The following is a 4,344-nucleotide window of genomic DNA, read 5'->3' on the forward strand; positions in this document are numbered from 1 at the left end:
TGAATGGATGGAAGTGAGAGACGCAAACCCATCGAATTCCTGCTGGCCACTCGTTGTATAGCCATTCTCCCCAGTATTTAGGAGCAGAAAAACGCTCATCAAGAAATTGCTCGTATAATTCTGGTTGAACAACAACTCTAAAATCAATATCAGAGAATTCATCCGTTGTCCCTGATGCTATAGATCCTTGAACGAATAAAGCCTCAACACCTTTCTTCACTATAAAATAATCAACAACTTTTTTAAGTAAATGTTGACGTGCTAAATTTAACTCGTCTGCATTAAGTTTCATCCTTCATCCTCGTCAATTACTGCGCTGCGATCGAGTATTAGTAAGTTACGAAGTTGGTCTGTATCCAGTTCTGTCAACCATTCTTCACCAGCACCTACAACTTGTTCAGCTAGTTGTTTTTTACTTTCAATCATGTCATGAATTTTTTCTTCTAAAGTGCCTGTGCAAACAAATTTATGTACTTGCACATTCCGAGTTTGACCAATCCGAAATACTCTATCTGTGGCTTGATTTTCTACGGCTGGGTTCCACCATCTATCAAAGTGGAATACATGATTTGCTCGTGTTAAATTCAGTCCGACTCCACCCGCTTTCAGAGAAAGAATCATAATCGGTGGCCCTTGAGGATCGTGTTGGAAACGGTCAATCATTTCCTCACGTTGTTTTTTACTGGTGCTGCCATATAAAAAGAATATTTCTCGTCCAAGCTGTTTTTCTAAATAGGGTTTAAGTAATTTGCCCCACTCAGCAAATTGTGTGAAAATTAAAGCTCTATCACTTTCTGCTAAAACTTCTTCTAACATTTCTTCTAGGCGCAGAAGTTTGGCTGAATTATGTTGCTCTAATGTCGCTTCTTTCAAATATTGGGCTGGGTGATTGCAGATTTGTTTGAGTTTAATTAACAAAGCTAAAATCATTCCCCGACGTTGCAATCCTTCAGCAGATTCTATTTCTACTAAAGATTGTTCTACAATTTGTTGATAAAGTGCGGCTTGTTCGCCAGTCAGACCGCAAAATACGGTCATTTCTTGCTTATCTGGTAAGTCTTGAATGATGTCGCGATCGCTTTTCAATCGCCGCAGTATAAATGGTTGAACTAATGAACGTAACTGAGTCAAAGAAGCGGTATCACCATACTTTTCAATTGGCATGGCAAACCGACGCTGGAAAAATTGCTTATTGCCTAAATAGCCAGGATTGAGAAAATCCAAAATAGACCATAGTTCTTGCAGTCTATTTTCTACCGGTGTCCCCGTTAACGCAATACGAAATGTAGCTTCTAATTCCCGCACTGCTTTTGACTGCTTCGCCTCTGGGTTTTTCACATTCTGGGCTTCATCTAAAACAATTATCTGCCAAGATACACTTTGCAATGACTTGATATCTCGATGAAGTAATGAGTAACTGGTAACGATTAAATCGTGTTTTTTTACAGCTTCTAAAAATGCTTTTCCTTTTGGGCGTTTGTCACCGTGATATTGCAAAATTTTTAGGCTTGGTGCAAATTTATTGACTTCCCTTTGCCAGTTACCTAAAACCGAAGTTGGACAAACTAATAGTGTTGGATTTTCTAGTGTATACTGTTCTTTGAGATGTAGAAGAAAAGCGATAAACTGCACGGTTTTACCGAGTCCCATATCGTCTGCGAGACACGCGCCTAAGCCCCAACGTTCCAAGAAGGACAGCCAAGCAGCACCACGTTCTTGATAAGGTCGCAACTGTCCTTTAAAGGCTGCTGGTGTCGGCAAAGGTGCGATCGCTTGATTATTTGTTAATGCCCCAATCAACTCTTGCAATGCCCCAGATGCATCAAAACTGACCACTGGTAATTTTTCAATTACCTGAGTATCCCCTGTACTGAAACGCAAGGCATCTTCCAAGGAAAGTGCCATTTGGTCTTTGCGAGTGGTAAAAAATGTTTGGGCTGTTTTGATGTCCTGGGGGCGCAATTCCACCCACTCGCCGTTAATTTCTACTAGCGGACTATTTAAAGCCACAAGTTTATCAAACTCAGCTTTGGAAATAGTCTGTCCGCCAATTGCCAATTGCCATTGGAAATTTAGTAAACTCTGCAATCCTAAACGTCCCTGCTTTCCTTTTGGGGTTTCGGCAGTAATTTTCAAACCTAAACGATTTGCCCATCCTTCACGATTAGCTAAACTAGGAGGCAAAATTACTCCCAAACCACTGTCTTCCAACCTCCAAGCTACAGCTTTGATAAACTCATAAGCTTGCATGGGGGTGATCCGAGAAAATTGGGGATATTCGGTTTCAAAACTGGGTGCGATCGCTGGATATAATCGGGAAGCTACCCCCAAACCTCGCAAAAATGTTTCTTGTGGTTGGTCAATTGTCCGATTTTCATAAACCAATCTTTCAACTGGATTGTTCCAAATAGTTGCCGCATCCACTAAAAACTCTGGATCGTCAGCCGCTTGCAAAAAATACGCCAATGTCCAATCTGTTTCGCCAGATTCTGGAGAACGCAGTTGAAAACAGGTACGAAATAGACTTTTAAGAGTTAATTGGTATTGTAGCGGCATAGTCCAAGCCTTTAATGCCGCTTCCAGTCGTTCTACTTCATTTGCATCTGCATTGACTATATGAGATGCACTAGTTAAGGCTGGCAACCACTGTCGCACCCCAGACGGTAAAGATGCAGTCGCCTTAGCTTCAATTGAAGGTTGAGAACCCATCATTTCTCGCACTTGGGCATCTATCGTACTGTTGAGAAATCCCAAAAGTAATTCTTGAGGTTCTATGGGAAAGTCTACATAAAGTCGGGATTGGGAAAACTCCTCCGCAGTCCCCACTTCCTCTTGATAAGTGCGACAAACCAACGGTATATTTCCAGAAAATCTTTCTAGGCGGGTTCCATCTACAGCACTATCTAGAAGTACTCGCCATTTGGCAGAAAATGCACCAGCTAATTGTCGGTCAATTGTTGGTAAAAACTTACATCGGGAGATTAAATCTAAACTCCATCGGGCAACCTGCGACCAAAAGCGTAAATCTCCACCCAAAAAAGCATCTTCCCCTTTAGCAGCATTTAAGGGAATCGCGGCGAGAAATTTTACTGCTTCGCTGGCGTTGAGACAAAAACCTTCAACTCGCCACGGTTGCAAATATTGCGGAGAGTCTGCATTTTCCCCCAAGCTAGCAGAATGTGCAGGGAAAATCCCTGTTGTTCCTCGATCACTACCTTCTATATAAGTTGGTAGGGCAATGATTTGAGAGTGCGTTGGTAAACTGACCTCAGTGGCACTGGCGGCTTTGCGCGTTCGCCCAGTAGCAGCGATCGCTTTGCCCCCCGCAGGCATGGCAACTTCAGGTTTTTGAATGAAGTTGGTAATTGCCATGTTCTGGGAACGTAACCACTCACTCAACTCAACTGATGTCATTGCCAATGGATGTAGTGGGATATTTCCAGAACCATTAGGCTCGAAATTCACTCGTGGCGATCGCCAAGTTTCCCCCCAAATAAATAAACAACCATTTTGATTTTTTAGTAACCAATTACAGTGTAAAATCGCCATTTGCTAACTACTCAGATTTTCCCAAAACTCTAGAATTAAAATCACAATTATTCTATTTTTTGCATCTTCTCAAGAAGATTTATTGTCCAAATTTCTCATATAATAAATATTTCAGTAATTATTCCACAGAAACACTGTTAATAATGAATTTTCCCCTAATTAAAGTCTTAAAAAATGGGATGTTAGTGGAACTTGATTATATGCATCCTCAAGAACAAGAGGGTGTAAGAGCATTACTCAATGTTGTAATTATTGAAGGTAAAACTTATCCCCAAAAGCAACCTCTCTCTCCTACAGAATTTTCAGCTTACTGGTTAAGCAAGGATGCCTTTGTTGTCAGGACATCTGTTATAGATCCTACACACAAGCCAAAAGAAATATTAGGGGCGTTTTATTTAAAGCCAAACTTTCCCGGTCGGTGTAGCCATATTTGCAACGCTGGTTTTATTGTACAACCTGAGTTACGCGGTCAAGGTTTAGGACGGTTCATGCGAGAGGCTATGCTTTCGATCGCAGCAAACCTGGGCTACGAAGCAGTAATGTTTAATTTGGTCTTTGAGACTAATATACCTTCAATTACACTTTGGCAGTCGTTAGGATTTGAGATTATTGGGCGAATTCCGGGCGCGGCGAAGCTAGAGAATGGGCAGGTAGTAGACGCGCTAATCTTGTATCACACTTTGTGTTAAACGACTTGTTTATCTTTGTATGTACCACAAGTCAGCCATAAGGCATAAATGTTAGGATTGCCACAGAAAGAGAATAGCGAAAGAGAAGGAAAAAAAACTGAATGGC

The 4,344-nt window shown here is 41.4% G+C and carries 3 protein-coding genes; 1 reads left to right on the plus strand and 2 read right to left on the minus strand.

What is annotated here, in order from left to right; translation table 11 throughout:
• Positions 1–292: nucleotidyltransferase domain-containing protein (locus RMY16_RS32930; protein ID WP_322739893.1), on the minus strand; the 292-nt coding region annotated here is incomplete at its 3' end.
• Complete coding sequence (locus RMY16_RS32935) at positions 289–3,549, minus strand: DEAD/DEAH box helicase (RefSeq protein ID WP_322739894.1); 3,261 nt, start codon at positions 3,547–3,549, stop codon at positions 289–291. The genes RMY16_RS32930 and RMY16_RS32935, both read right to left, overlap by 4 nt.
• A gap of 143 nt (positions 3,550–3,692) precedes the next feature.
• Here RMY16_RS32935 and RMY16_RS32940 point away from each other — a divergent pair, with 143 nt between their 5' ends.
• Positions 3,693–4,238: an N-acetyltransferase gene (locus RMY16_RS32940; protein WP_322739896.1), complete on the plus strand. Its 546-nt coding sequence runs from the start codon at positions 3,693–3,695 to the stop codon at positions 4,236–4,238.
• Positions 4,239–4,344 lie beyond the last annotated feature (106 nt).

It is taken from the genome of Nostoc sp. DedQUE12b (assembly GCF_034530835.1).
Taxonomy (GTDB): Bacteria; Cyanobacteriota; Cyanobacteriia; order Cyanobacteriales; family Nostocaceae; genus Nostoc.

What these genes read in the sequence shown, in the direction of transcription:
- RMY16_RS32935 (WP_322739894.1), bottom strand. Translation starts at nt 3,549, where the DNA reads ATGGCGATTTTACACTGTAATTGGTTACTAAAAAATCAAAATGGTTGT.
- RMY16_RS32940 (WP_322739896.1), top strand. Translation starts at nt 3,693, where the DNA reads ATGAATTTTCCCCTAATTAAAGTCTTAAAAAATGGGATGTTAGTGGAA.